The organism is Roseovarius sp. EL26 (assembly GCF_900327775.1).
Lineage (GTDB): Bacteria > Pseudomonadota > Alphaproteobacteria > Rhodobacterales > Rhodobacteraceae > Roseovarius.
The window spans coordinates 642,782-669,768 of record NZ_OUMZ01000007.1; the positions used below are offsets into that span (position 1 = coordinate 642,782).

The following is a 26,987-nucleotide window of genomic DNA, read 5'->3' on the forward strand; positions in this document are numbered from 1 at the left end:
CCCTGCCACACCAGAGGCGTGCTAACTATAGTGACGCACCTTTGGTGCGACGGGGAGGTCGGGCGCTGCCCGGTGATGCCGGGCGGGGCTTTGGCGATGTATGCCTGTGAAATAGGCGGCAGGTGAGTGTCGCCTTTTTTTGACCAAGAGTTTGGCTTACCCCCGCATGCGGCTGAAATCCGGATCAAACAGGTGTTCGGTGATCAGACGAGCAGGGCGCATTTGGCCGAGGATTTCGATTTCGACCTCAAGGCCCTCAACTGCCAATTCCGTGGGGATCAGGGCCAGTGCGATGGATTTTTCCGCATGGTGTGAATAGCCACCAGAGGTGCAGAAGCCTTTGACCGCGCCGTTGATCCACACGGGCTCATAGGCGTTGACGTCAGTATCCAGCGCATCGACCTCGAATGCGACCAGCTTGCGGGCGGATCCTGAGGCGTGTTCCGCCTCGGCGGCGGCACGACCGATGAAATCGGCGTTTTTGCCCCAGCTGATGAAGCGGTCCATGCCGGTTTCAACTGGGGTGTAGTCGGGCGAGAATTCTGACAGCCACGAGCCAAAGAAGCGATCAAGCCGCAGGGACATCATCGCGCGCATGCCAAAGGGTTTCATGCCGTGGTTTTGCCCCTCTGACCACAGCGCATCCCACAGGGCGCGTTGGGACAGTGGGTCGCAGTAGATCTCGTACCCCAGATCACCGGTGTAGCTGACGCGTTGGATCAGGCAATCGGCCATACCGACGGTGGCGCGGCGCAGGTCCATGAATTTCATGTCGCTGATATTGTCGCGGGTACAGGCTTGCAGAACATCACGCGCCTTTGGCCCGGCGATTTGGAAACCGTTGAGCTGATCCGAGATATTGTCGATGCGCACGTCGCCCGATTGGTTTTGCAGGAACCAGCGCATGTGGTTGGCCTGCGCGCCATAAGAGGCGGTAAGCTGGAAGGTTTGTTCATTCAGGCCTGACACGGTGAAATCACCAATCAAGCGGCCCTTGGGGCTGAGCATCGGGGTCAGTGACACGCGACCCGGTTTTGGGATGCGGCCCGCCATGATGTGATCAAGCCAGTCGCGGGCATCCGCGCCGGTGATGCGGTATTTGCCGAAGTTGTGAACCTCGTTAATGCCGACGGCCTCGCGCACGGCTTTGACCTCGCGCGCTGTGGCCTCCCACGCGTCGGAGCGGCGGAAAGATGGAGTTTCATAGCGCGGCTCGTCACCTGTCGCGAAGTAATTGACCACCTCAAGCCCGTATTGCGCGCCCCAGACGGCGCCCATTTTGTCGAAGGTGTCGTACATCGGGGTGGTGCGGAACGGGCGGGCGGCAGGAAGTTCCTCGTTTGGGTAAGAGACGGAAAAGCGCTTTTGATAGTTTTCCGTGACCTTTGGGCGGGTGTAGCCCGGCGTGATCCAATCGCCAAAGCGGGCAACGTCCATCGCCGTGACATCGCGTTCGCATTCGCCTTCGATCATCCATTGGGCCAGCATGAGGCCGACGCCGCCGCCCTGACTGAACCCGGCCATGACGCCACAGGCCGACCAATAGTTGCGCAGGCCCGGAATGGGCCCGACCAGTGGGTTGCCATCAGAGGCAAAGGTGAAGGGGCCGTGGATCACGGATTTGACGCCTGCGGTTTCCAGAACCGGGAAGCGTTTATAGGCGAAGGCGATGGAGTCCTCGATCTTATCCAGATCATCAGGCAGCAGTTCGTGCCCGAAATCCCATGGGGTGCCGTCGACGGCCCAAGGTTTACAGGGTTGCTCATAAAAGCCGATGCACAGACCGCGGCCCTCTTGGCGCAGGTAAGATTCGCCTGCCGGATCCATCACGTGGGGGTGTTCTTCAGCGCGCTCATAGATCTCGGCGATCTCATCAGTGACGATATACTGGTGCTCCATCGGGTGCAGGGGCAAGTAGACGCCAGCCATGGCGCCGACCTCACGCGCCCAAAGGCCACCAGCGTTGACGACATGTTCGGCGTGGATGGTGCCCTTGTTGGTAACCACATCCCATGTGCCATCTGGGCGCTGGTTGGTTTCCGTGACCTTGCAGTGGGTTTCAATCTCGGCCCCGCCCATTTTTGCAGCGCGCGCATAGGCGTGGGTGGTGCCCGAAGGGTCAAGGTGGCCGTCCAACGGATCATAAAGCGCGCCCAAGATGCCATCGGTGTTGGTGATTGGGGCGATTTTGTTGATTTCTTCTGGGCCAACGATGTGGGTATCCAGACCCATGTAGCGGTGCTTGGCGCGTTCAGCGAGGATCATATCAAAGCGGTCTTGGTTGTCGGCCAATGTGACGCCGCCGACGTGGTGGAGGCCACAAGACATGCCAGTGATCTCTTCCAGCTCTTTATAGAGCTTGATGGTATAGCCCTGCAGGGCGGCCATATTTGTATCGCCGTTCAACGTATGGAAACCACCTGCTGCGTGCCAAGTCGAGCCTGATGTGAGCTCGGACCGTTCAATTAGCATGACATCAGACCAGCCTAATTTGGTCAGGTGATAAAGAACTGAGCATCCAACGACCCCGCCGCCAATGACGGCCACACGCGTAGTGGTTTTCATAAAAGCCTCCTGCAATATGTCCGTTTAACCTGCGGGATCTGATGCACCGCGCTTGTCGATCAGCGACAATCTGTGTCGTTTTGACTATACATATTGTGGGATGTGTTTGGATGGTGATTTGTTGAAGCGGCCTGAAAACAGTCTCTATAGGGTTGCTCCTTTCGAGAGAGGAAATTTTGCAAGTAACAACTGATAGGCCGAGACGATTGGGGAGAGAGGTGCGATACGGTGAGGTTTTACTGATTTATGTGATTAAGTAGCAATTTTCAAAATCAGCCCCCTCCGATGCGCGGCTTGGTCAGGTGCGCCGGAAAATTGATGGGTTGGCACCCAACCAACGGGGGATTGCGGGCAAAATGCAGCTCTTGAGGTGGTTTGGCCTTTTCACCCGTTGATGATCGTCTTACATAAAGGGGAAAGTTTTTTCGGGGGGACCAAAGCAACCCCGAAACTAGGGAGAAAAAAGAACATGCTGAACAATATTGGCCTTCCAGGCATTCTGCTGATCGCGGTTGTGGTGCTGGTGCTTTTCGGGCGCGGCAAGATCTCGTCTTTGATGGGCGAAGTGGGTAAGGGCATCACCTCGTTTAAAAAGGGCGTGGCTGAAGGCACCAAAGAGCTAGATGAAGCTACAGAAGAGGCCGCAGAAACCGCGAAAGACGTGACCCCGGCTGACGAAAAAGACAAGGTCTAAACCTTAGATGTTTGATCTGGGCTTTATGGAGCTGCTGGTCATCGGCGTGGTTGCATTGATCGTCGTTGGCCCCAAGGATCTGCCGGGCATGTTCCGCACGGTTGGTAATTTCGTGGGCAAGGCCAAGGGCATGGCGCGCGAGTTTAGCCGTGCGATGAATGATGCAGCTGATGACAGTGGGATGAATGAAGTGGGCAAGATGCTGAAGACGGCATCAAACCCAATCCGTACCGTTGCGGATGAGGTCAAATCATCGACTGAAGGCTTTGTGCAGCAGACCATGAACAGCGGCAAGCCCAAGGATGACGCAGGTAAGGTTGATCCTGAACGCCAGGGAAAAGCCGACAAGATCAAAGCCAAAGCTGCCGAAAAAGCGACCGAGCGTAAGGCGGCAGAAGCTGCAAAAGCGGCTGAAGATAAGCCTGTGAAAAAGGCAGCGCCTAAGAAGGCTGCTGCAAAAACGGCAAGCAAATCGACGACTGCAAAGCCCAAGGCGGCTGCGAAGAAGCCCGCAGCTGCAAAAACCGCAACAAAGAAGCCTGCGGCAAAAACCAGTGCAGCCAAGACGGTTGCCAAATCAGCGGCCAAGAAGCCCGCCGCAAAAAAGACCACAAAACCTGCCGAGGATAAGGCATGAGCCACAGCGACGAGATTGAAGACTCCAGCGCGCCGCTGATTGAGCATCTGACCGAACTGCGTAACCGCCTGATCCACAGCGTTGTGGCGTTTATTATCGGGATGGTGATTTGTTTTACTGTTGCAACGCCGATCTTTAATTTTTTGACCGCGCCCTTGTGTTCGGTTCTGGCCGAACGCGGGCAAGACTGTGATCTGATCTTTATCAGCCCGCAGGAAGGCTTCTTTGTTGCGATTAAAGTCTCGCTATTGGGCGGCTTTATTCTGGCGTTTCCATATATTGCCAACCAGATGTGGCGTTTTGTGGCGCCGGGCTTGTACAAAAATGAAAAAGGCGCGTTTTTGCCGTTTCTCGTTGCGTCGCCATTTATGTTTATTCTGGGGGCGTCATTTGCATTTTATGTTGTGACACCATTGGCTTATGACTTCTTCCTTGGGTTCCAACAGTTTGGCCAAGAGGGTGAAGCTGTTGTTGGCGAAGAAGTGACCCAGGGGCTGTCTGTTGTATTCCAAGGCTCCGCGCAGGAATATCTGAACCTGACGATCAAGTTCATCGTGGCCTTTGGCCTTTGTTTCCAATTGCCGGTGCTGCTGACCCTGATGGGTAAGGCGGGACTGGTGACTGCACCGGGCCTGCGCAGCGTGCGTAAATACGCGGTGGTGGGCATTCTTGTGCTGGCCGCTTTGGTGACACCGCCCGATGTGATCACGCAGGTGATCTTGTTCGTTGTGGTTTACGGTCTTTATGAGATTTCGATTTTCCTTGTTCAACGGGTTGAGCGCGAACGTGAGAAAAAACTGCGTGCCGAGGGCCTGTGGTTCGATGATGACGAGGACGACGACGCTGAAGCTGAAGCCGAGGACGAAGACGATCAGGGGGATGTGATGGATCTACCCGAGGACCCCAAACCATGAGCGACCCGCTGAAGCGGATTGCAGCGGCGCTGGAACGGATGAGCCCGGCGGCGTTGTCCGCCCCGGACTTTGCCGCAGCTGATGCCTTTGTTTGGCATGTGGAACCGGACCGGCTGGAGCCTGTGGCGCAGGTCAGCAGGGTGGATATGGCGCTTTTGGTTGGCATCAACCGATCACGAGATACATTGCTGGAGAACACCCGCCAGTTTGCCCGTGGCTTGCCCGCCAACAACGCGCTTTTGTGGGGCGCGCGGGGGATGGGTAAATCATCGCTGGTCAAAGCGGTGCACGCTGCGGTGCGGGCCGAAAACCTGCCGCTGAAACTGGTTGAACTGCAGCGCGAAGATATGAGCAGTGTCGGGCGTTTGTTGAACCACCTGCGCGGAGCGGAAGAGCGGTTTGTGCTGTTTTGTGACGACCTGAGCTTTAGCCATGATGACCAGCATTACAAATCACTTAAGGCGGTGCTGGACGGCGGCATTGAGGGCCGGCCAGAAAATGTGGTGTTCTATGCGACCTCTAATCGCCGTCACCTGATGCCGCGTGATATGATCGAGAATGAGCGCTCAAGTGCGATCAACCCGTCTGAGGCGGTTGAGGAAAAGGTGTCATTGTCGGATCGCTTTGGCCTGTGGCTGGGCTTTCACCCCTGTGATCAGGATGAATATCTGGCGATGATCAGGGGCTATTGTGATGCGCATGGTGTTGCTATTGACGATGAAACCTTGCGTGCTGAGGCGATCGAATGGCAGGCCACACGTGGCGCGCGCTCAGGCCGGGTGGCGTGGCAGTATTTCACCGATCTGGCTGGACGTCAGGGCGTGACGGTTTAACCCGACACGCAATACGGCTCTTCATCATTCCCTAAATACTTTGGGGGAATTGGCCACAGGTCAAAGGGGCAATGCCCCAAAACCCTACGCCACCCAATAGTCTGGATAGTCAGAGCCTTCTTGCGCCTGTAAATAGATCTTTGCACGAATCTCACGTTCTTTCGCGATCAGTTCCTGTGCTGTGCGCCCGGTGATCCAGATCTGCTGCAACATCGCACCGGCGGCGGTCATGTCACCGGCGGTCAACGTGTCATTACGTTGCTTGGTGTGGCGGATCAGGATGCCCTCGTTTTGTTCCAAATGATCGACGTAAGCATAGTTCAGAATATCACTGACTTGCCCAGTCTGTTTGGCGGTGATCAGAACGATCAGTGTATAGTTGTGATCTTCGCCTGCGCGCCATTTGCGCCAGGGGGTATCGGGTAGTTTGCCGCCATCTGCCACAAGGCTGAGGTTGTCTTCGAACAGGGACGACCCAAACGAATAGACATAGTTATAGTGATAGCTATGCGCGGCGCGGGGGTTGATCTCGGTCAGGGCGATGGTGCCGTCGGGCATGATCCAGAACTCAAGATTGAAGAACTGATTGTGATAGCCCAGATCGGACATCCGACCCATGTAGTCGTTGACCCAAGCCTCGATCTGGCTGGTTTGCTCGGCCGACAATGACAGGGGCGGGGTCAGATACCCCAATGCCTGATGGTTGGAAAAATACACCTCTTCGGTCAGGGCATAGTGCACGACTTCGCCGGTGGCGGTGATATAGCCCTCGTAGCAGTATTCAATCGCCGTATTCATATCGACCAGATGTTCGGCGATAAACGGCGGCACGACGGGGGGTATTTGTTCGGCTGGGATGCCCTTTGAGAATGTCTCGTTCTGAAAGGCGATCAGGTCTTGCAAGGCGGTATCAGCACGATAATCAGCCAGAACGGCGCGTAGATCATCGGGGGTTTTGACCTTGAAGATCCCACGTCCCAACGACAGTGAGGTGTTTTTCAGCATGAACGGCCATTCAGCGATCTTTGCGATGATATCGTCATCGCTTTCAGACAGCGGATCTATTGGGGCAAACCAGAATGGGTCGGCCTCGAGCGTGCGCATCAGATATTTGTTCATGCAATACAAAAACGCCAGACGGGAAATTGTTGGATTGCCAAGGCGTTCGTTGATCAAGATATGATGAAAGGCGTCTTTTTGGGCAAACCCTGCCACGGCCTGAATGCCTTCGGCTTGACAGTGAGTGACGACGTCATCAATTTCAGCGGCATCCCACGTTTCAGGCGTCAGGATACGCACGTCCAAGCGGTTACGCATATCCGCAATTGCATCTTGCATATAGGCTTGGGGGTTGAGAAACCCGATGACTGGTTTGCTTGTGGTCATGATGTGTCCTCTGAGTTGCTACGTGTGTGCAATACAAAGGGCAATCAGCGCGTGACGGATACGACCATAAAGCCAGCGAATGCGATAAGCGGAAAGGGGGCGTTTGCGGCCCCCTTGCCATAGTCTTATTTCAGATAGGGAATTGGGTCGGTGCTGTCGGTGCCTTTACGGATTTCAAAGTGCAGAGCCTCCGCGCCTTGTTTGCTGATCTGTGCAATTTTCTGGCCGCGGTTGACTGCCCCACCTTTTTTCACCGCAACGGCATCGATGTTGGAATAAACAGTCAGCAAGTTACCGGGGTGTTTGATCACGATGATCGAGGTACCGCGGGTGTCTTGCGTGACGGCTGCGACCACGCCATCTGCGGCGCTTTTGACGGCGCTTCCGGCCTTGGCAGCGATATCGATGCCTTCGTTTTTACCCTTTTCATAATCACGAACGATATTGCCCTGCACTGGGTATCCCATACGGGCCGTGGATTTTGATTGTTCTGCGCCCAGATCCGGCGCAATGGTGGTGGTCTTAACGGGTTCGGACACGGGGACGGTTTTCTCATCCGGCAAAGGCTTTGACGCACTTGGTGGTGTTGGGGTCGGGCTACCTGAGCCGGGTGTCGATGTTGTGACCGTGGCCGCACCAGCATCAAAGGGTTCGTTCTTTTTTCCCGGCAGGGCGACAGGGATCATCAGGAACTGGCCTTCGCGTACGGTGAAGTTGCTATCCAATCCGTTCCATTCCGACAGGCTGCGGACTGAGACATTATAGAGTCGCGCGATGGTAAAGGCGGTTTCGCCGCGCTCGACCTTGTGGCGGATCGGTTCAACACCAGTTTGCTGTATGGGGCTTGGCGACAGTGTGCTGGTTTTAACCGTTTGTGAATCGGCCTTGTCGATGGCTGATCCTGCCAATGTGCTGATGTCAACGTTGCCATTCGGCTGGATGGGGCCACCAGAAGGTTCCGCAACACGGCCGGGCAGGGCAAGAACTTCGCCGTCACGCAGGTTGTCTTCGGGTTTGACGCCATTGAAACTGGCCAGTTGACTGGCATTGGCGCCAATTCGCGCGGCAAGGCTATTCACAGTGTCGCCGCGTCGGGCAACAGCGACCTGATATCCGGGGTAAGAGATGATCCCACGCGCGTCCGGTTGCGGGCGATCTGCTGTTGCGCCAAGGGCTGCATTCGATGTGGCGGCACCATTACCAACCTGATTGCGAAGGTCCCAATCAAGCGGCTCTTCGCAGGCGGTCAGCGCCAAAAGGGCGGAGCCAGCCAGCATTATGCGGGGGGAAACTCTGCGGTGGGTCATCTCGATTAAATCCTCGTCAGTTGCCCCTTATGGATGGGGCTTTGCAGATCGTTATTTTCTTTATTCTGTATCGCGTCCCAGACCCTCGACCAAGGGCACAAAACGGACCGGGCGTAGCTCGTCATAATCATAGCCGGTTTCGGATCGGGTGACCCTGATCAGGCTTTGAACGGTGTCGGACTGACCGACCGGTAAAACCATAATACCCCCGATTTTGAGCTGCGCCAAGAGCGGCCCTGGCGGATCTTCGGCAGCGGCGGTTACAAGGATGCGGTCAAATGGTGCTTGGTCAGGTAAGCCAAAGCTGCCATCGGCGGTCAATGTGGTGATATTGGTCAGGTCCAGTTGGCGAAAGATTGCCGCCGCTTCAGTGGCCAGACGTTTGAACCGATCAACCGTGTAGACCCGGCGGGCCAGTTGGCTGAGGATCGCGGCTTGGTAACCCGAACCGGTGCCAACCTCTAGTACCGTGTCGCGTGGGCTGATTTTCAGCGCTTGCGTCATCAGGCCTACCACTGATGGCTGGCTGATGGTCTGGCCACAGGCAATGGGCAGTGGCGTGTCTTCATAGGCTCGGTCGGAAAAATGGCCGCGAATGAATGGTCCACGGTCAACGTGCTCCATTGCGTTGAGGACACGCTTGTCGGTTACCCCTTTGGACCGCAGGGCAAACAGGAACTGCATCTTGCGTTCGGCAACCTCATTCATAGCGCTCATGTTTCGATCGCCTTGAGAGGGGATAGAATGTCATGGGCTGTCAGGTCGGCGCGCATCGGTGTCACGGAAATGTAGCCCTTGAGATTGACGTCTGCATCGGACCCTTCAGAGGTGGGTTGTTGTTGCGGTGCGCCTGTGACCCACAGAAACTTGCGTCCGGAAGGGGAGTTTTGCGCCTGCACACCAAAGCCCATATCGCGGCGAAAGCCCTGATGGGCGACGCGGATTCCTTGGACATCCTTGGCCGCGACGGGTGGGAAGTTCACGTTGTAAAAAATGCCGTAATCATCTTTGGTCCAGACGCCGTGATCCAGCAATTGGCGCACGGTTTTCAGTCCATATGCACGGGCGGTTTCAAACTGATCCGCAAGGCCTTGCGTGGCGGGGCCGTAATATTGGCTGAGCGCGATGGCATCGACACCTTGAAGTGCGGCCTCCATCGCGGCACCGATGGTGCCAGAGTAAACCGCGTTCTCAGCTGAGTTATTGCCGCGGTTCACACCGGACAGAACCAGATCAGGGCGCGCGTCTTTCATGATGTCATGACAGGCGGCCAGAACGCAGTCTGCGGGGCTGCCTTGTACGGCGTAGCGGCGCTCGGATACCTGCGAGATCATCATCGGTTGGGTGAAGGAAATGCAGTGGCCAACGCCCGATTGCTCGAACGCGGGTGCAACAACCCAAACCTCGCCCGTGTCCCCGGCGATGGCAGTGGCGATCTCTTCGAGAACAGCCAGACCGGGGGCATTGATCCCGTCGTCATTGGTGATGAGGATACGCACAGCTTTGTCCCTAAAATACTTGGGCTTTACTAGCTGTGCAGGGCGGAACGGGCAAGTCTGTTGGTTCGCAGATCAAAGTTCTTTAACGGGTGTGAGAATTTGGCCATCTTATCCCGATCAAGGGCGTTCATCATTGATTGATGCATTGCTCAAGCCATGCCGATGATTTTGAATTTGTTAGCACTGAGACAACGAAGTTTCAAACAGTACACATCAGGTAAAAAGAGGCCAATCCAGACCATTACCCATGGATTCACTTGGCCTTTACAGCAAGAGCATAAAGAGAGGTATGTGCTATTGCACAGTCAGAGTACGGACGGTTTGCAGCTGCCCCAGGGCTTTGACCGCAGCCAGATGCGCATGCAGTTTGCTGGGGTTGATGTGTGGGGTGAAGAGGCAGTTTGTCGCCTCGCTTAGCACCGGGCGCATTTCGCTGCCGGTGATCTTGTGGTTTTCATATGTCAGATACAGCGCCTCAAGTGTTTCGCCAGCAGCAGGGCCGCCAAGCATGCAGACGGCTGCGGGGTCCACCGTTTCAATGCCGCCGCTTTGGCCATCATAACTGTAGCTGCGGCGCTGATGATTGATCCCAGCCAGAAGGTTTTGCGGTAGATCGACCGCTTTGCCGTCAATCTCTAATCTGTATTCATCATCGGCAGAACGCTTGTTGGGGTCAATTTCACTGACGTAGAGCGCGACGACTTGGACAACCTCGTCATCGACATGGGACTTTAGTTCCAACACGAGATGTAGGTCCTCGGCGACGGCAGGCGTAGTCAGCCCAAGCAAGAGGGCGGCGGCGAGGCTTTTTGAAACTGACATATTTGGCATCCTGCGATTGTTACCTGCATTAGATGGGGTAACGTGTTCGTGATGCAAGTGGAACCTCAGGTCAGATCTGTGCCAACAGGCGTTTGGCCTCGGATTGCGCGGATGTCAGCGTATCACGGTTTTCACCAGGGAAAAAGCGTGCGCGCACCGCTGTGGGCATCGGATTTGGGGTGAGAATATGCACCTTGGGGCCAGATTTGGCATTCTCTGCCTGCCAACTGCGCGCCAGAGCGATTTGCGCGGCTTTGCTGGCACCGTATGCGCCAAAGAATTTGTCACCTGTGCAGGGATCATCAAAAAATACTGCCTGACCCTGATCGCCCAACAAAGGCGCGATAAAGGTGATCAGACGGCCGGCTGCGGTGACATTGCTGGTCAGGGTCTTGTCCCAGTCTTTCATGTCCATATGCGGGGCCGGGGACATTGGTGGCGCATGCACGGCACAGTGGGCCCAGAGATCAATGCTGCCCCAACGGTCATAGATTGAGCGGCACAGCTGCGCCATGGCGTCGGGTTGGTTGATGTCCATCGGTGCAAGGGTTGCCTGACCACCAGAAGCCTGAATGCGGTCGTCCAGCTCTTCCAGCGCGCCAGTGGTACGGGCCACGGCAACAACGTGATGCGTCTTGGCCAGATCTTCGGCCAATGCGGCGCCCAAACCACGGGATGCCCCAGTGACGAGGGCGATTTTTGATGTGCTCTGATCAGTCATAAACGGGGGATTTCATTCCTGCGGCCATAAATCAAGAGGTATTGCTGGGCTTTTGCAGGCCTGCGACAAAAAATATCTCTTTAAGCGGAAAGCAAGGCTAATCGGGGTGAATGATGACGGAAAGTTACCGCGTTGACGCACGCTAAGCAGACGCAACTGAACTTCGCTGCGATGAGTTCAACGGCGGTTTTCTGATGTGGTCGAGACATAGGCATTCGGCATACTCGGATTGAGGTGATTACATAACACCGGTGAAATGCTGCGCTTTGCACTAATTCATTTGAAGGTGCCGCTTCGCGGCAATATAACCTGAGCGATCAGCCCTCCTTCGGTGTGGTTGCGGAGAACAACGTCTCCGCCATGGAGGCGAACAAGGTTGCGCGCAATCGAGAGACCCAAGCCCGTACCGCCGGTTTCTGGGTTTCGGGATGTGTCGCCCCGAAAGAACGGCTCAAAAACCTGTTCGAGAAGAGTATCCGGCAGACCGGGACCAGTGTCTGTTACGGTCAAGCGGAATTCGCGCTCGGAAGCATCTAGCAATATCTCGGCCGTTTCACCGTATTTGAGGGCATTTTCGACGATGTTCCTTAGTGCACGACGCATCTGAACCTGACGAATATCCGCCATTGCGCCTTCGGTGAACGCAGTTGAAATGAAACTGACCTTTGACGCGTCGTAGTCCTTGATCAGATCAGCCACAAATTCGGAAAAGTACAACGTCTGCGGCTGCTCTTTTGTTGCATCCAACCGGGCAAATGCCAATGTAGATTGGCTCATAGTGCTAATCTCTACGATACCCTGAATCAGCGACTCGCGAATGTCTGGATCTTCCACCATTTCTGCTTGCAGGCGCATGCCGGTCAGTGGGCTGGCAATATCATGTGAAATCGCGGCTAACATCCGGGTGCGATCTTCAACAAAGTCGCGAATGCGGCGCGCCATGACATTTAGTGCCCGCGCGGCCTGACGGGTCTCCAGCGGGCCGGTTTCGGGTATTTCTTCGAACTTCCAGTTACCGTGTCCGATGCGTTCAGCAAATTGCGCCAAATTGCGAATTGGTCCAACCAATTGCCGAATAATCAGGATCAACAATGGCACAATACTGAGCGCAATAAGACTCACAAACAGGGGATCCGGACCGACGCTCCAAGGTGTGATCTCAGTATCAAATTCAGCGGTCGGCGTCAGAATGCGCAGCCAGGCTCCGGGACGGATTTGAGCTTCAACCAATAGATTTTCCTCGGCCACACCAAAACCGTATACCACCCTGTCAGGCGCAGAAAGGATGGCTTCATAGTCACCCAGATCATACGGGACAAAACCTGTTACAGTGATGTCCTCTACCCCATTAATTGGGGTAAGCACTTGCATAAGGGCAGTTGCGCCTTGTGTTACTGGAAAGCCTTCATACTCAGCTAGAGAACTTGTATCCTGCGCCAACCAAGCGTGAAAATCCTGCCCATTGGCAATACTCAATATTGATATGGTTTGTGTTTCGGGCGCATCGCGCAATGTTTCGATTAACCGCTGCACGCGAGCCTGTTGTTGTGCGGCATATCTGGCTTGATCCTTGTCCCAGAAATCCTTTTCAAAGGCCGCAAAAATTAACCAACTCAACGCAAATTGCGCTGCGACCACGACAGCAACCACCGGCAGGATTATTCGCCAGGCAAGACGATCTGGCCAAAGACCTCTCATAACTTGCGAGCTTCTGTTACGATCTTGTACCCACCGCCCCATACGGTCTGGATAATCGGATCCGCATCAGGTCCAAGATCCATTTTCTTACGCAAACGGCTTATGTGGTTATCAATGGCGCGGTCAAACGGGTTTGGATCGCGTCCTTGGGTCAGGTCCAACAATTGCGCGCGCGATAGAACGCGGCCCGCACGTGAAACCATCGCCTCCAACAGTGCCGCCTCGCCAGTACTTAGAGGAATGTCAGCTGCTTCAGCGAGGCGTAGGCATGGAACGGAGATATCAAATTGCCACGGCCCAACCTGCCAGATATTGCCGTTGCCCTTGATCTCTGGTGGGCTAGATTGGCTGCGGCGCAACACGGCACGGATCCGGGCCAGCAATTCCCGTGGGTTAAACGGCTTTGTCAGATAGTCGTCTGCTCCCAATTCAAGCCCAACAATACGGTCAGTTTCATCTGAAAGCGCGGTCAAAAGGATGATTGGAATCTCCGACTTTGAGCGAATATCGCGGCACAGGGACAACCCGTCTTCGCCGGGCATCATGATGTCGAGGACAATAAGATCGACCGCAGCGTCGGGTAGCATTTTGCGCGCCTCTGCCGCGCTGGCTGCAACGCTCACTCGTAAGCCTTGTTTAATAAGGTATTTGCGCAAAGGGTCGCGAATATCTCGTCGATCATCAACCACAAGGATATGCGGATCAGTAGCGTTTGTGTCTTGGGGCATCGGTAGTCTCGATTGCAAGTTTCAACATACATAACCGGAAAACGCGGCGGGGTCTTCCAAATGTCTTAAAGAGTTTGTCGCAATCTGTCGCAGGTCTTTGATGTTGCGACAGATTGCGACAAATCAGGGTCATCTTGGGGATAGTTTTGCGACAAACAATTGGCATGTCGACGTCAACAGAACATGAAAATGCGTGGAGACGTAAGATGATGATCAATCGTAGAGCCTTGCTTGGAAATACGGCAGTGGCGCTTGGCATGGCTGGGCTTCCCAGCATGGGGTTCGCGAAATCCGCGATGACCTCATCCTTATTGAAGTCTACCCCAACAGCAGACGGATTTCGGATGCCGGGTGAGTTTGAAAATCACGAGGCGATCTGGCTGGTTTGGCCGGAAGCCGAGGAATGGCGCAACGAAGGCAAGTTGGCTGAGCCGGTGATTGCTGAAATGGCAACGGCCATTTCAGATGACATTAAAGTGCGCCTTGTGGTCTCGCGACGAGAAGCTGCACGGGTACGTAAAATGGTGCCCGATACGGTTGATCTCGTGGAAATGCACGGCGGAACCAATTGGGTCCGAGACGATGGAGCAACCTTCTTGCTTAACGATGCGGGAGAGCGTCGAGGGGTTGATTGGAAGTTTAATAGTTGGGGATACCCTGACGATTACTGGGACACCAGCAAGATGGCCCGCCGCATGCTGAAACATGAAGGGGCAGATCGGTATCGTGCTCCTCTTGTTATAGAAGGTGGATCCATCCACTCAGACGGACGTGGCACCATTTTGACCACTGAGGAATGCTTGTTGAACCCCAACCGCAATCCGGACCTGAGCAAGGCAGAGATCGAAAACCATCTCAAGGCCTACCTTGGGGCCCAGAAAGTTGTCTGGCTGCCGCGCGGTGTGTTTGAAGACAGCACCAGCGGTCACGTTGACAATATGGCGTGCTTTGCCGGACCCTCTGAGGTCATCCTGACCTGGACCGACGATCAAAACGATCCGCAATATGAGCGCTCAGCCGAAGCGTTGCAGGTGCTGCAATCCAGCACCGATGCACAGGGCAACAAGTTCAAAGTGCACAAGCTGCATCAGCCAGGGCCACTCTATGTAACGGACGAAGAGCTCAATTCGATGCCCTATGCCCGCATAGGGGAAATCGAAGACCGCATGCCCGCCTCTTATGTGAACTACATCCTCACGAACAATCGTGTGGTGTATCCAAAGCTTGACCCGGACATGGATCAAGAGGCCGAACGGACCTTCGTGCGTGCCTTCCCGAACCGCGAAATCATCGGTGTGCCCGGACGAGAGATTCTGCTGCATGGTGGAAACTTCCACTGCATCAGTCAAAATTTGCCAGCAATCGCGGGTTAACCGCTGACCACTCACGGAACGCTGGCAAGAGAGCCCGCATAGTTATCGCGGGCTCTCACTAATAGAACAGCAACATACTTTGGATGGGCGTCGACATGATAAATACAGAGACAAACGAGACTGCAACCGTATCTAAGGCGCCGCGAAGATGGGTTTGGATCTTGATTTCTCTACTTGTGTTGGGGGCGGTCTTCTTGTTTTTGCAATCCGCTGAAAATACTGTTGATGTTGAGCAAAATGAAGACTTTGGGGCCGCGCCAGTTGTTACGGTTGAGCCGGTTTCAGTTCAAACACAAAGTGCCCGCGTTGAGGTTTATGGAGAGATCACACCACGCTGGTCTGCAGAGATCCGTGCAGAGGTTTCGGGCCGGATCACTCAGGTTGAAGGAGCCGGCCTTGCCGGTGCCCGGGTCGAAGCTGGTCAACCTCTATTCGCAATTGATAAAACACAATACCAAGCAGACGTTGCCAACACCAAGCTGATGCTGGCACAGGCGCATCTGGCGTTGCTAGAGGCGCAGAATAAAACCGAAGTCGCCCGCCGCCAGTTCACCCGCGATGGGACCCAGCCGCCAAATGATCTGGCACTTCGCTTGCCGCAATTGCAGATCGCGACGTTGTCTGTTGCGACAACAGAGCGTCAACTCATCGCCGCTGAGGCGAAACTATCCAAGACATCCGTTGATGCACCGTTTTCGGGAATTGTTACTGAACGTTTTGTCAGCCTTGGGCAATCTGTTACCGAAGGTGACCGTCTGGCGAAGCTGGTCGATCGCGAGAATTTCGAGTTGACGATTGAACTTGATCACGATGAATGGGCTTTGTTGAAACATCCTTTGGCAGGGCAATCCGCCGATGTGCTTGATCGCAATGGCAACCCTTTTGCAACTGCAGTGGTGCGGCAAGGGGGTGGTTTTCTTGATCAGAAAACGCGGCAATTCAGGGTGTTCTTGGATCTTAGTGCCACAGACAATGAAGTAATTTTACCCGGTGACTTCGTGCGGGTGATTTTGCAAGGCCGCTCGTTGGACGCAACCCTCAACGTTCCAGCAACGGCCCTGACACGCGAGGGCTATGTCTGGCACGTGGATAACAATGAACAGTTGCAGCGCTTCAAGCCAAGCATCCTGTTTCGTGCGAACAATCGTGTCGTTATCGCCGCCCCTGAGGGCGAGACGTTCTTACAAGTCGCAGTCACCCCACTGGCAATATTCTTGCCCAATCAATGGGTGCAACCCATGAACGCAGGAAAATAATCATGCATGCCTTGACCGCCTGGTTCATCCGCAACCCCGTCGCTGCCAATCTGATGATGGGCTTTATCCTGTTTCTCGGTGTCATGACGCTTTTGTCAATTCGGATCGAGGGGTTCCCTCGTGTTCCACCTGAAAATGTCGTTATCTCCACGGTTTACGAAGGTGCAACAGCGCAACAAGTAGACGAGTTGGTCTCCCGAAAAATCGAGCAGGCGCTGGAAGGATTGCCAGGTGTGCGCAGCATCACCTCAGAATCCTCAAATGAACTTTCAAATATCTCAGTACGACGTGCCGGCGGGCAAGACTTGCAAAAGTTGCTCGATAAGGTGCGATTAAAAATCGATGGCATCACTGATCTTCCCGAAGCGGCAAAACGCCCGGTGATCGAAACCGACGGGTATGACCTCCCGGCGTTATACGTCAACATCTCAGGCGATGCAGATCCAGCCAGTCTTCAAACCCTAGCACGAGGATTGAAAGAGGATCTGCTTGCGCGATCCGAACTGTCGCGATTGAAAATTTGGGGCATTATTCCGCAGGAAATCAAGGTTGATGTTGACCCCGATCGTTTGCGCCAACTCAACCTGACGGTCGCGGACCTATCGGGTGCAATCCGCAAAAATTCTATTGATTTTCAGAGCGGAAAACTTCGCACTGAAGGTGGCACCATATCGCTACGAGCTGACAACAGGGCACGTTATGCCGGCGATTTCGCGAGCATTCCGGTGATTGAACAGCCCAACGGTTCGGTGGTGACACTGGGCGACGTGGCGACTGTGCATGATACTTTTGCAGAAGGTGACTATCTGTTTCGATTGAATGGCAAGCCAACCATCGGAATGGTGGTGCTTGTCGGGCAGAAAGAAAACCTGCTGGAAATCTCGCGCGCAGTGAACTCTGTCGTTGCTGACTATGAATATCAGCTGCCACCAGGGACATCAGTGACCGTTTGGGGCGATTCAGCTGGGTTCATCGCAGATCGGTTACAGCTTTTGAAATCCAACGGTATTCAGGGTCTGATTTTGGTAACTCTGATGCTGTCGTTGTTTTTGAATGTGCGGCTGGCGTTTTGGGTCGCGATGGGGATCCCTGTATCTGTCATGGGGGCAATCATGGTCGCAGGGTCGCGTTGGGTGGATTACTCGCTCAATGATGTGACAACTTTCGGCCTGATCATCGCGTTAGGTATCTTGGTAGATGATGCGGTGGTTGTCGGTGAAAGCGTCTTTGAGGAACGTCAGAAAACCCGTGATCCGATCCGCGGTACAGAGGCGGGTGTAAACAAGGTTGCGGTTGCTACTGTCTTTGGTGTTTTAACGACGGTTGCAGCGCTCTTGCCAATGTTCGTTTTGGACAATCCGCTAGGCAAGGTTTTGGCTGGTTTTTCCGGAATGGTGATTTTCGCACTGCTGTTTTCGTTGTTGGAAAGTAAATTCATCCTTCCAGCGCATTTGGCTGCACTGCCAATGGATCAAACACCCAAAACCCTTTTGGCGCGTGTCTGGGCCAAAATTCAATCCGGCGCAAAAGGCGGCCTGACGTGGTTTCGTGACCGGATATACCTTCCTGCTCTTGTTCAATCGATCCGCCACCGCTATGCCGTTTTAATATTGTTTCTGGCTGCTGGCTCTCTGGGGGTTGGCCTGATCGGGTTGGGAAAGATCAAAACGGTCTTTTTCCCTGATGTTCCGGGGCAAGTGATTACAGTCAGCCTCGAAATGGACGCCCGGGCACCGTTTCAGCTGACGAAAAAGAACATCCTCCACATTCAGAAAGTTGGTGAAGAGCTTAACACTGAGCTGCAAGAGAAATCCGGGCTGGAAAGCCCCCCGATCCGCACTGTCTTTGTTCAAGTCGAGGGCGGTGAATCTGCGGAGCTTTATGCCGAGATGACACCCGTCGCTGACAGGCCAGGCGTGGAAATTCTAGATGTGATCCGGGAATGGCGCGCGCGTACCGGCCCGATCGAAGGGTCCACTCAGTTGAAATTTACCGGGTCGGAATCATTTTCTGGCGGGTTTGTCATTGAGCTCATGTCAAAAGACACGGAAACACTGGCGCAGGCCAGCAAAGAAGTTCGCGAATTTTTAAGCCAGATCAACGGTGTCAGCAATGTACAAGACGGGTTGAAAGGTGGCCAACCTGAGTTGCGCCTGCGCCTGAGGCCCGAAGCACGAAACCTCGGGTTTACCGCAGAAAGCCTCGCCCGTCAGATTGGGTTGTCTTTTGGTGGCTCCGAAGTGCAAAAGGTTCGCCGCGGCACCAACGAGGTCAAGGTTATTGTACTCAACAGCCGCGCAGCCCGTGATACTGTGGATGATTTGTTGCGCACACAGCTGCGCAGTGAAACTGGTGCCTGGGTGCCATTGACGACCGTCGCCGAAGTTGATGGCGGTTATGTTCCAAAAACGGTTCTACGTTTGGATGGGTTTCGGGCCAATTCCATCACGGCAAACATCGACCGATCCGTTGTGCCCCCAGAAGAAGTGGGACAGGCCGTCCAAGAACAGCTGATGCCAAAACTGTTGGATCAATATCCGAATGTCTGGGTCGAATTGGGTGGAGAGTTGGAAGAAATTGGCCAGATCCGCGGCGGGTTACTTCAGGCGCTGATCATGGCAGTTGTTGCGATCTATGTCTTGATGGCGGTTCCGTTGAAATCCTACTGGCAGCCTTTTGTGATTTTGGCCATTGTTCCGTTTGGCATTGTCGGCGCGGCCATCGGGCACTTGATCATGGGCGTACCGCTGTCGATCCTGTCGTTCTTTGGAATGCTGGCGCTGACGGGCGTTGTAGTGAATGATAGCTTGGTCATGATGACACGTTACAATGATGCTCGAGATGTAAACATGCCGGTGCCCAACGCCCTCAGAGATGCAGGTGTAGGTCGATTTAGGGCAATCTTTCTGACAACGGTCACAACTGTTATTGGCTTGACCCCCTTGTTGACGGAAACTTCTGAACAGGCACAGTACCTTATCCCGGCAGCCATATCCTTGGCCTACGGAGAAATCTTTGCGACATTGCTGATGCTGATCCTCGTTCCCGTCCTGATCGCCATTGTTGAAGACGTCAAATCAGGGGCTGAACGAGTGTTATTCGTACGACGGGCAGGGAACCAATAAAAGACGACTCTTTACATATTTTTGGAAAAGCATGACGCAAAGCTGTAGCGTCATAGAAAAACTTTAGAGTCATCAAAATGAATAAAGTAGATAATTATTAATCAGACCTACCTTACAATTTTGATCTACTGACACAGACACAGGCACCGCTTGCGGAAATGAAAGTAAGATTGCGCGGGCAATGGCTTTGTCGTTCCTAGAAGCCATTCCTGCACAGCACAGAACGTGACCCATTGGGCCCAATGCGGTCATTTCTATATTTCTGTGTTGAATAGCTTTGAAGCTCGGCCTGGTGTTTTACGCTGGCTAGGTGTTTTGGTCATGCAAGGCTTGCAGGGCGGTTTCACACAGGCCAAGCTCTAACCATTGGCAGCCTTTACAAAGTTGGGTGAGCGAACTGGGGGGGACGCGTTTGAGGATGCGACGTTGGGCTTCGCCCCAAGTCAATTTAGAGCCAACAAACAGACCCAAAGCGCGGGCATGGCGGGCATCGAGTGTTGCGATTTTTTCTTGATTTTCGCACAGGTTTCCGCGGCGTTTGGGGCAGGGGGCGCAGATGGCATCGGTATCGCCGACAACTTCGATTTCTGTTTGGTCGCCGCCTTCAGCGCGGAGTTGCCCAACCACGATGTCGGCCATATTGGCGGTGAATCCGTCTGAATAGCCTTTGCCCTGAAAACCCAGAGAACACAGGAAATGGTGTGGGCGAAATTTAAGCGGATCGTCAGCCATAACACCACCCTGCAGGTGGCTTGCCTGAAAATACGTCCCGGATCACGCGAGTGCGGACCCGGGACGTGGTATTATTCTGCGGCTTTAAGCTCAAAACCTTTGTTGATCATGTCGGTCGGAGCGACAGGATACTCTCCTGAGAAGCAGGCGTCACAGTATTGCGGGCATGATGGGCTGCGGCCCTGTGCCTCGCCGACGGCACGGTAGAGACCATCCAGTGAGATAAACTTGAGGCTGTCCACGTTGAGGTGCTCACGCATCTCTTCTTCGGACATGGTCGCGGCCAGCAGTTTTTCGCGATTGGGCGTGTCGACACCGTAGAAGCAGGGCCAGGCCGTTGGGGGGCTGGCTATCCGGAAGTGGACCTCTTTGGCGCCGGCATCAAGGATCATATCTTTGATTTTGCGGCTGGTTGTTCCGCGCACAACGCTGTCATCGACCAGAATGACCCGTTTGCCTTCGATAAGCGCACGGTTCACGTTCAGTTTTAGGCGTACACCCATGTTGCGGATTTGCTCGGTTGGCTCGATGAAGGTTCGGCCCATGTACTGGTTTCGGATGATGCCCATCGCATAGGGAATACCGGATTCGTGGCTAAAGCCGATCGCCGCCGGCGTGCCGCTGTCGGGGACTGGGCAGACGAGGTCAGCTTCAACAGGGGCTTCGCGTGCCAGTTCCACGCCAATCTGGTGGCGGGTTTCATAAACGCTGCGCCCGCCAATCAGGCTGTCGGGACGAGAGAAATAGACGTGTTCAAAGATGCAGAACCGTGATTTCGCTGGGCGGAAAGGATAATGGCTTTCGACGCCTTTCTTCTCAGAGATCACAACCATCTCGCCGGGCTCGACCTCGCGTACAAACTGCGCGCCGATGATGTCGAGGGCGCAGGTTTCTGAACTGAGCACGAAGCCGCCGTCAGCGAGTTGACCAAGCACCAGTGGGCGCACACCCAGCGGATCGCGCACACCGATCAGTTTGGTGCGGGTCATGGCCACGACGGAAAACGCGCCTTCGACACGGCGCAGTGCGTCTTCCATGCGTTCGGGAATTGTACGTTGCAAGGACCGCGCCATCAGGTGAATGATGCATTCACTGTCCGAGCTGGATTGGAAGATTGAGCCGCGTTCAATCAGTTCACGGCGCAGGGCATCAGCATTGGTGATGTTGCCATTGTGGGCGATGGCGGCACCGCCCATTGCGAACTCACCAAAGAAGGGTTGAACATCGCGGATCACTGCACCTTTGGATCCGGCGGTGGAATAACGCACGTGCCCGATGGCCAGAGGGCCAGGCAGGGTTTCCATCAGGGATTGTTTGGTGAAGTTGTCGCGGACATAGCCAAACCGGCGGGCCGAGTTGAAGCCATGTTCGGGGTGATGGCAGACGATACCGCCGGCTTCTTGTCCACGGTGTTGTAGGGCATGCAGACCAAGGGCGACAAAGTTAGCGGCATCTGTGACGCCGATAACGCCGAAAACGCCACATTCCTCCCGCAGTTTATCATCGTCAAAGGGATGGGCGGGGGGCATTTCTAAGGACACGGGGAGCAGCTCCGATTCCGATTGCGTATGTGCGCCTCTCATAAGGGGTAATATAACATATGTCACGCAGGGATCAGCGATTCATCTGCGGAATGTAACATTCTAATGAATGGGGTCAGGCGGCTGATGCGAATAAAGAGCTATTTTTGTTTTGTGCATAAGCTTTTAGTAAAGCCGCCTCATAGGTTTTAAGGGCTATGGTTGCAGTGGCTCCCTGATTTTGAATGCCCGAGGCGAGATCTGGGAAAAGCGATAGCAACTCTATCTTTTGATCTTTGTCGATCGCGTTGACGGAGTTTTCGGATAAAAAGAAACTTTCGCTCAATATGCCATTGCCCATAATGATCTGATGGCGATCAAACATGAGGTGGAAATAGTCGATATGGCCACCTTCCTTTAGGGTGACACCGGGCATGCCGCAAAGGTGCTTGGCGGCAACAAGGCAGTCGTTGTGAGCAAAAAGTAATTCGGTGTGGGCGGACTTTAAGTACATCCTGTGTTCTTGTGAAACGATAAGCTCTTGTTCGTTACCGATACTGCCTGGAGCAAAAACAACCGGCGCATGAGAACCCTTTGCGGCAACGCGTGTGTGGCCGATCCAGCGCACGGATTGGAAGCCGTTGTTTAGAGTCCAAACCTTTTGGCCAATTAAGATGTTTTCAATTGGTTGAGCACCGATCTTAGTTTTGATCAGAGTTTCTTTGCTAAAACATGTGATGAAGTCGGTATATAACGTGGTGCCATCATTGTTGCCGCCAACTTTGATATATTGCGTTCCATTGACAAGAGGGATGTCGGAGCTAAAACCCCAGACATCTTGTGTGACACCATTTTGCGAAAACACAGTGACGGTAATGAGGGGGCCGGTGGGGTTTCCACCTGCATCAACGGCTTGAAGTTCAATCCGCGATTCGGCTTCGACTTCGGTGCCGTCGGCAATTAGCCCGGCGCCATCTATAATCCTGTGGTCTGTAAGTTCGTCATCATTGAAAAACAGATTGTTGTCAGCGGCGATGGCATCCGCAAACTGGCCATCGTCTTCTACGGTGATCGTTGTGCCGCTGTTAGCCGTGAATGTAAAAATAGTGCCATCAGGTGTATCAGAATTATTGATAACCCCGTTGCCAACTATGTTTGCCGCAGAGCTGGAAGCAACAATCAGTGCCTCGTTGTCGAAAGCAAATATCGTGCGCTCTATCATTGTGTCATACTCGAATACTAAGTCAACTGCGCTACGCCAGAGCGGCTATAACGGAATGCCTTGTAGTCAGAGCAAGGTACGTTTTTGAAATGATATTAAAGTGATGAAAAATTCAAATTTGTGAACGAATAATTATGGTATTTCAGTCGTTTAGTAATCTTTTGGTTGTTTTAAGTCACGCCTTTCAGCTAAGGCGGGACTTTGCTCTTTTGCGCTGCAGTTTCTACTTTCTGCGCTTGGTTCGCCTAAGTTATTCCGTTGGTCCGCAAACAGAAACCAGCTGTTCATACTGCTGTGTGATCCAGCCCAAAGCTTGTTCAGGGTCACCTTCTTCAACCTTAGAGGTCAGGTTTGAGAAGACGCGTGCTGATCGGCTGTCATCGATGATTTCGATACTTTGCGATGTTACAACGGTTTCGTAGACGAAATAGGCTACGGCAACCAACAAAATGCCGCGGGCAACACCAAAGAGGAGGCCCAAACCCTGATCCAACCCACCAAGGACAGATCTTTGAACAATTGATGAAAACAAGGGGGTGATGAACGATGAAATAATCAATGCGATTGCAAAAACACCAGTAAAGGCGGTGATCATGCCCAACTCACAATTGTCGCCAATGACATCGCGAATGACCGGGATCTCTTTCACCAAAGGATAGGCTTGCGGGGCAAAGATGAAAGCCAGAATGCCGGCTGCCACCCAACCCGCGATCGCAAGAGCTTCGCGGACTAGACCGCGAGAATAGGCCAGCAGGGCAGACATGACGATGAAAAGCGCGACAACGCCGTCGATAATGGTGAAACCTTCCATGGATTCTATCCTGTCCCTTTTTGCGGTTGATCCGCGTTCACTAAGTCATTCACAAACTTCTGAAGTTCACCAACGCGTGTCAACTTCAAACCTGCAGATCCCCCTGGTTTACCACCGGCGGGAATGGTTGCGCTGGTGAAACCAAGTTTTTGCGCCTCTTTCAACCTGTTTTCGGTCTGTGAAACCGGTCTAAGGCCGCCTGAAAGGCTGATTTCACCGAAAATCACTGTTTCCGGCGGCAAAGCGGCGTCTTCCCGCGCACTCAGAAGGGCCGCGGCGACGGCCAAATCGGCGGCCGGTTCGGTGATGCGGATACCGCCAGCAACATTAAGATAAACATCAAGTCCGGTGAAAGGCACGCCACAACGCGCCTCAAGCACGGCAAGAATCATCGCCAATCGTGCGCCATCCCAGCCGACAACGGCGCGACGAGGCTGTGCGTGCGGGGTGGGGGCGACAAGTGCCTGCATCTCAACCAGCACCGGGCGGGTGCCCTCGATGCCCGCAAAAACCACGGATCCGGGGGTGGGGGTGCCGCGACCGGCCAAAAACAGCTCGGACGGGTTGGAGACCTCAGATAAGCCGCGGCCAGTCATCTCAAACACGCCGATCTCATCTGCCGGGCCAAAGCGGTTTTTGACACTGCGCAAGATGCGGAACTGATGGCCGCGCTCACCCTCAAAATAAAGCACCGTGTCGACCATGTGTTCAACGACACGAGGGCCTGCGATCTGACCTTCTTTGGTGACGTGACCCACCAAAATGACCGAAGTACCCGTGCGTTTGGCAAATGTTGTCAGCTCATGCGCACAAGCGCGAACCTGGCTGACCGATCCGGGCGCACTGTCGACGGTGTCGGCCCACATGGTCTGAATTGAATCGATGACCACCAACTGTGGTTTTTCGGCCTCGAGCGTGGTCAGAATGTCACGCAGGGCGGTGGCGCAGGCTAATTTGACTGGGGCCTTTCCAAGACCAAGCCGCTGCGCCCGTAATCTGATTTGTGCGCTGGCTTCTTCGCCAGAGATATAGACGGTCGCCAGTCCAGCTTGGGCAAATTTTGCTGCGGCCTGCAGCAAGAGCGTGGATTTCCCGATGCCGGGATCGCCGCCAACCAGCACGGCGCTGCCGGGTACCAGACCTCCGCCAAGGACGCGGTCCAATTCACCAATACGGGAATGGCTGCGGGGTGGTGGGGCTTCGTCATGGTCCAAATCGCTGAGAGCGATCGGTGTGCCACGTTTATTGCCAAGCGATTTGGAGGACGGGCCTGTTGAGAGCGGCGCATCCTGTGCGATCGTGTTCCATTCACCGCAGGCGTCACAACGGCCCGACCATCGAGAATGGGTTGCGCCACAGGCAGTGCAGGAAAAGACAGTGGTTGTTTTTGCCATATCCTGCTCTTGCCCGAAGTGGACAGGCGGGTCAAATGCCTATTCGGCGGCGTGACGAGGAATTTTGATCACTGTGCCATCACTGCGCGCTTTGACAGCGCGTTTGAGCTTGGGCAGGACCTCGTTCAATTCGTCCTGCAGGCGGTTCAACTGGCTGGCGGCGATGCTTTCTTCCATCTCGACCTCGTGCAGCCAATGTTTCAGGTCGCCGCTGATCTGTTTGGCATGCTCCAGCCGGGTGTTGAAGGTGTCCATTTCCTGTTGTCGCTGTGTCAGAAAAGTCTGAGCACGTGCGACATTTTCATCTGAATAAGTGTCTGCAAGCTCTTGACTTACATGCGACATCTGCGCCGCTGCCTCGAGCGCACCGGGTTCTAAATGTTGCAAGTCAGGATGGGCGCGCAGAAATTTCATACGTTCGCGCACGGCATCAAACTCGGACGACAGACTGAAGAGATTGGCCCGGTCACTGGCGTGGGCCAAGGCATAGGCCTGCGCCACATCTTGCATGCCGATGGTGAAGGAGCGGTGCGAATTTTCGAGCTTCATAACGCGCGTGTTTGTCGGCAAGAAGAAACACAACAAAAGCGTAAAATTGGCAGCGCCTATTTGCATATACATTCCAGCATTTTCAATGGTTAATGTGCCATAGCTCATTTCAAAGCTAAGCCAGGGCAGAAACCCTGCTGCGGCCATGGCCGACGAGCCGAGCAAAATGCCAGAGATTAATATCAGGGCCAGAAAAGCCACGCGTTGAAAAATCTGTTGAATGTAAAAAAGTGTTGGTTGAATAGACTGGTTATTATTCATGGCGCCCTCCATACACAGAAACGACCATGCTCAATATAGCAATTTTTCGCTTATTTTGGCGTGAAAACTGCGTGAAAACGCGTGATGATATGCTTAGTGAGTTAATATTTAATGAAAATTAGTCGCCTAATGTTTTTTCTTTTCGGTTAAAAACCCAATGAAAATCGACGCCAGAATACAGGCCGTGAACAGATAGAGGCCCCAGGCGACCTCGATCCGGCCGATGCCGATGCCTTTGCTGAGGGTGATATAGAGCGCAATGAGAAAAATATCTGCCATGGCGAGTTTGCCAAGGATCTGCAGCGCTGGCAGGGCCCTGCGGCGCATCAGGCGGAAATGGATCAGCGCAAGGCCGATAGTTTTCATGTAGGGCGCGAAAAGTGCGAATATGGTGACGACAAGGGCGAGGAAAACATCGCTTTGCCACAGGCTTTGCAGGCCTGAAATGACGCTGATCTCTGACAGGCCAAAAAGTGGCAGCACACCTGCACGCATCAGCGGGGCAAACCACGCGATGGGGAAGAGGATCAGCAGGGCGAGGTTGGCATAGCGCAGGATCATGAACGCGATCTAATCACATGGGGCGAGGGGTGCAAGGTAGTGGCGCTGCCTCCGCCGCGTGGAACACGTGACTATCCCGTAGCATTTTGCGAAAGATGAAGGCAGGTGAAATTTTACTCATAAGCATATAAAGGTCGAATTTTGATACCTTATGAGACTTATTACAAAGTAAAATAATTCATGCTGGCGAAGCCTATAGAAAGAACAACTGTCCAGACATCAAATAGCAACATTGGACTGCGATCAAAGAGAGCCCGAATGCTGGGGGAGTGGGTAAAGAAGGAGGACATAAATGGAGAGGGATAGCCTACTTCGTGTTTCAGGTACTGGCGCGTTTTTATGGCCGCGAATAACGGGAAAATTCCCCCGAGAAGTATAG

At 54.0% G+C, this 26,987-nt stretch carries 23 protein-coding genes; 7 read left to right on the forward strand and 16 right to left on the reverse strand.

Features of this window, described 5'->3' with window-relative positions; all coding sequences use genetic code 11:
• Positions 1-156: 156 nt before the first annotated feature.
• Positions 157-2,565, reverse strand: coding sequence for an FAD-dependent oxidoreductase (locus D9A02_RS11085; protein WP_120501026.1), 2,409 nt, complete (start codon positions 2,563-2,565; stop codon positions 157-159).
• A gap of 469 nt (positions 2,566-3,034) precedes the next feature.
• Between D9A02_RS11085 and D9A02_RS11090 the strand changes: the two genes are divergently transcribed.
• From D9A02_RS11090 to D9A02_RS11105, 4 genes are read left to right on the forward strand one after another with little or no spacing between them, the layout of a single operon-like run.
• The gene (locus D9A02_RS11090; protein WP_120501027.1) at positions 3,035-3,259 is read left to right on the forward strand and encodes a twin-arginine translocase TatA/TatE family subunit; all 225 of its coding nucleotides are present in this window, start codon (positions 3,035-3,037) and stop codon (positions 3,257-3,259) included.
• Positions 3,260-3,266: 7 nt separating this feature from the next.
• Positions 3,267-3,896 (forward strand): Sec-independent protein translocase protein TatB, encoded by a 630-nt coding sequence (tatB, locus tag D9A02_RS11095; protein ID WP_120501028.1) that lies wholly within the window; start codon positions 3,267-3,269, stop codon positions 3,894-3,896.
• On the forward strand, positions 3,893-4,810 hold the full coding sequence (tatC, locus tag D9A02_RS11100) for a twin-arginine translocase subunit TatC (RefSeq protein WP_120501029.1): 918 nt from the start codon (positions 3,893-3,895) through the stop codon (positions 4,808-4,810). The genes tatB and tatC overlap by 4 nt, the downstream gene beginning before the upstream one ends.
• On the forward strand, positions 4,807-5,643 hold the full coding sequence (locus D9A02_RS11105) for an ATP-binding protein (protein WP_120501030.1): 837 nt from the start codon (positions 4,807-4,809) through the stop codon (positions 5,641-5,643). Before tatC ends, D9A02_RS11105 begins: the two co-directional genes overlap by 4 nt.
• Positions 5,644-5,727: 84 nt before the next feature.
• Here D9A02_RS11105 and D9A02_RS11110 read toward each other — a convergent pair whose 3' ends face one another.
• From D9A02_RS11110 to D9A02_RS11145, 8 genes are all read right to left on the reverse strand, one after another.
• Complete coding sequence (locus D9A02_RS11110) at positions 5,728-7,029, reverse strand: acetyl-CoA carboxylase biotin carboxylase subunit family protein (RefSeq protein WP_120501031.1); 1,302 nt, start codon at positions 7,027-7,029, stop codon at positions 5,728-5,730.
• A 125-nt stretch (positions 7,030-7,154) separates the two neighbouring features.
• Positions 7,155-8,336 (reverse strand): M23 family metallopeptidase, encoded by a 1,182-nt coding sequence (locus D9A02_RS11115; protein ID WP_120501032.1) that lies wholly within the window; start codon positions 8,334-8,336, stop codon positions 7,155-7,157.
• Positions 8,337-8,396: 60 nt separating this feature from the next.
• A complete protein-coding gene (locus tag D9A02_RS11120; RefSeq protein ID WP_120501033.1) occupies positions 8,397-9,053 on the reverse strand; it encodes a protein-L-isoaspartate(D-aspartate) O-methyltransferase in 657 nt (218 codons plus the stop codon).
• Positions 9,050-9,835 (reverse strand): 5'/3'-nucleotidase SurE, encoded by a 786-nt coding sequence (gene surE, locus D9A02_RS11125; RefSeq protein ID WP_120501034.1) that lies wholly within the window; start codon positions 9,833-9,835, stop codon positions 9,050-9,052. Before surE ends, D9A02_RS11120 begins: the two co-directional genes overlap by 4 nt.
• A 294-nt stretch (positions 9,836-10,129) precedes the next feature.
• A complete protein-coding gene (locus tag D9A02_RS11130) occupies positions 10,130-10,657 on the reverse strand; it encodes a hypothetical protein (RefSeq protein WP_162933041.1) in 528 nt (175 codons plus the stop codon).
• A gap of 70 nt (positions 10,658-10,727) precedes the next feature.
• Positions 10,728-11,378, reverse strand: a complete 651-nt coding sequence (locus D9A02_RS11135) for an SDR family oxidoreductase (RefSeq protein ID WP_120501036.1) — start codon at positions 11,376-11,378, stop codon at positions 10,728-10,730.
• 276 nt (positions 11,379-11,654) lie between these two features.
• Positions 11,655-13,076, reverse strand: a complete 1,422-nt coding sequence (locus D9A02_RS11140; protein ID WP_162933042.1) for an ATP-binding protein — start codon at positions 13,074-13,076, stop codon at positions 11,655-11,657.
• The gene (locus D9A02_RS11145; RefSeq protein WP_120501038.1) at positions 13,073-13,804 is read right to left on the reverse strand and encodes a response regulator; all 732 of its coding nucleotides are present in this window, start codon (positions 13,802-13,804) and stop codon (positions 13,073-13,075) included. The genes D9A02_RS11140 and D9A02_RS11145 overlap by 4 nt, the downstream gene beginning before the upstream one ends.
• A 206-nt stretch (positions 13,805-14,010) precedes the next feature.
• Here D9A02_RS11145 and aguA point away from each other — a divergent pair, with 206 nt between their 5' ends.
• From aguA to D9A02_RS11160, 3 genes are all read left to right on the forward strand, one after another.
• Positions 14,011-15,177 carry an agmatine deiminase gene (gene aguA, locus D9A02_RS11150; RefSeq protein WP_216824958.1) on the forward strand — a complete coding sequence of 389 codons (1,167 nt, stop codon included), beginning with the start codon at positions 14,011-14,013 and terminating at the stop codon, positions 15,175-15,177.
• A 161-nt stretch (positions 15,178-15,338) separates the two neighbouring features.
• On the forward strand, positions 15,339-16,433 hold the full coding sequence (locus tag D9A02_RS11155; protein ID WP_254054606.1) for an efflux RND transporter periplasmic adaptor subunit: 1,095 nt from the start codon (positions 15,339-15,341) through the stop codon (positions 16,431-16,433).
• Between the two features lie 2 nt (positions 16,434-16,435).
• A complete protein-coding gene (locus D9A02_RS11160; RefSeq protein ID WP_120501039.1) occupies positions 16,436-19,558 on the forward strand; it encodes an efflux RND transporter permease subunit in 3,123 nt (1,040 codons plus the stop codon).
• Positions 19,559-19,864: 306 nt separating this feature from the next.
• Here the strand turns inward: D9A02_RS11160 and D9A02_RS11165 are convergent, their stop codons facing one another.
• The 7 genes from D9A02_RS11165 to D9A02_RS11195 all read right to left on the reverse strand — a co-directional run bounded on the left by D9A02_RS11165 (position 19,865) and on the right by D9A02_RS11195 (position 26,608).
• Positions 19,865-20,290, reverse strand: a complete 426-nt coding sequence (locus D9A02_RS11165) for a DUF1284 domain-containing protein (protein ID WP_120501040.1) — start codon at positions 20,288-20,290, stop codon at positions 19,865-19,867.
• A gap of 71 nt (positions 20,291-20,361) precedes the next feature.
• On the reverse strand, positions 20,362-21,819 hold the full coding sequence (purF, locus tag D9A02_RS11170; protein ID WP_120501041.1) for an amidophosphoribosyltransferase: 1,458 nt from the start codon (positions 21,817-21,819) through the stop codon (positions 20,362-20,364).
• A gap of 127 nt (positions 21,820-21,946) precedes the next feature.
• Positions 21,947-23,032 (reverse strand): Hint domain-containing protein, encoded by a 1,086-nt coding sequence (locus D9A02_RS11175; protein ID WP_120501042.1) that lies wholly within the window; start codon positions 23,030-23,032, stop codon positions 21,947-21,949.
• Between the two features lie 250 nt (positions 23,033-23,282).
• The gene (locus D9A02_RS11180) at positions 23,283-23,843 is read right to left on the reverse strand and encodes a CvpA family protein (protein ID WP_120501043.1); all 561 of its coding nucleotides are present in this window, start codon (positions 23,841-23,843) and stop codon (positions 23,283-23,285) included.
• Between the two features lie 5 nt (positions 23,844-23,848).
• On the reverse strand, positions 23,849-25,237 hold the full coding sequence (gene radA / locus D9A02_RS11185; protein WP_120501044.1) for a DNA repair protein RadA: 1,389 nt from the start codon (positions 25,235-25,237) through the stop codon (positions 23,849-23,851).
• 39 nt (positions 25,238-25,276) lie between these two features.
• Positions 25,277-26,047: a DNA repair protein gene (locus tag D9A02_RS11190; RefSeq protein ID WP_120502495.1), complete on the reverse strand. Its 771-nt coding sequence runs from the start codon at positions 26,045-26,047 to the stop codon at positions 25,277-25,279.
• 126 nt (positions 26,048-26,173) lie between these two features.
• Positions 26,174-26,608, reverse strand: coding sequence for a paraquat-inducible protein A (locus D9A02_RS11195; protein WP_120501045.1), 435 nt, complete (start codon positions 26,606-26,608; stop codon positions 26,174-26,176).
• Between the last annotated feature and the right edge of the window lie 379 nt (positions 26,609-26,987).